The sequence below is a fragment of the Bacteroides sp. 1_1_30 genome (assembly GCF_020982715.1).
Taxonomy (GTDB): domain Bacteria; phylum Bacteroidota; class Bacteroidia; order Bacteroidales; family Bacteroidaceae; genus Bacteroides; species Bacteroides xylanisolvens.
Genome location: NZ_JAJKHN010000209.1, coordinates 1 through 1,370, shown reverse-complemented (window position 1 = coordinate 1,370; position 1,370 = coordinate 1). Strand labels below are relative to the sequence as shown.

Annotated in this window: 1 protein-coding gene; it reads right to left on the bottom strand. The window is 54.8% G+C overall.

Annotated elements, in window-relative coordinates:
- A partial coding sequence (locus LPH68_RS26215; RefSeq protein ID WP_230297268.1) for a kinase occupies positions 1 to 1,370 on the bottom strand: 1,370 nt, incomplete at both ends.

Genomic DNA, 1,370 nt, shown 5'->3' with positions numbered 1-1,370 from the left:
GCTCACTTCCTTCTTCTCAAAGCTGTCCCATGTCACGTTGCTGATGACTTTCATGTCTCGGCCGATGGAAGGACGGGCCGGCTGGCTGTATTTTCTTGTGCGACGGTCAATCTGGCGTTGCGCCTCCTTTCCGAGACCTTTCAGGTCAGGGGTACGCAGACCGTTCTGTTCCGGTGCGACACCATGTTCGTACTCGATGTCCTTGGCAACGACCTGGCGGTTTATACGCTCGTTGATGACGGCCTCCTGCTGGGCGCGGATGAAACGTTTCTCGGCTTCCGTCTGCTCCTGCTGGGCACGGTGGATCATCAGCGGGAACGAAGCCACACACTCAAAGCGCATCGCTCCGCCCTTATCCTTGTACAGCAGACGTACGCTGCTCATGTCATAAGGATCGTACTGGACATAGAACTTCTTGTAGGTGTTACGTCGGCGCCATTCCAGATCAGGCTCACCGGGGGCGGAGAAAACCTCGTAAGGGTATTTCTTTCCCTGTACCGTGATCTCGATACCGTTGGCGGTGAACAGCGACGGTTTCTCGGTCGTGTACCAGAACATCTCCACCATATCCGACACACTTACCGCATCGGTAGCCTCGTTCACGCTGGTATTGTACATCTCAATCCGGGAGATGCCGGTGGCAGGGTGTTTCATTGAATTCCACTGCTCACGGGCGGCGGCATACTGTTCCTTCAGTTCCTCCAATGTGGGGAGGGAGTCGATGTTCGCGTTGATGAATTCCAAATTCGGACGGCTTGTATCTCTCTTTGCCGTAATATTCTGCCCGGTGAAACCGAAACGTTTCTTCAATACCTGGCTCTGGAAGCGGTAGAAAATGTTCTCAATCGTCTTAGATTCGCCATTATACGGAGCTGTCGGGCGGTGGATACGGCTGATCTTCGAGAAAAGGCCCAGCGCCGCGTTCTTCTTATGACCGCCCTGGTTGTCGCACACGATCTCGTAGGGTTTGTGCCGGCTCGTCTGGATAGCCATGCGGAAAGCATGGTACTGGGCGATATAGTCCTCGTTGTCGCTGATGTAATAACCGAGCAGGACTTCACTATAGGCATCCACCACCTCGTACACGCTTGTAGTGCACTTGTTTCCGTTCTCGTCACGATAGTAGAGGTTCAGCTTCGTGCCGTCGCCATACCAAAGGCTGTCACGACGGCCCGGAAGGATGGTCCGGTGCTTGCGGTCATAACGCTGGTGTGCCTTCATTTCCCCATAAACGGCATCGTACCACAGAGGTTCGACACGCGGGCTGTTGAACCATTCGCGGAGGCTGCGGGGACTCTTCAGGGGCTTCCAGCCACGTTCCGGAGCGACACGGTTGTACTCCTCGAAGATCTCCATGTCAGTATAAACCG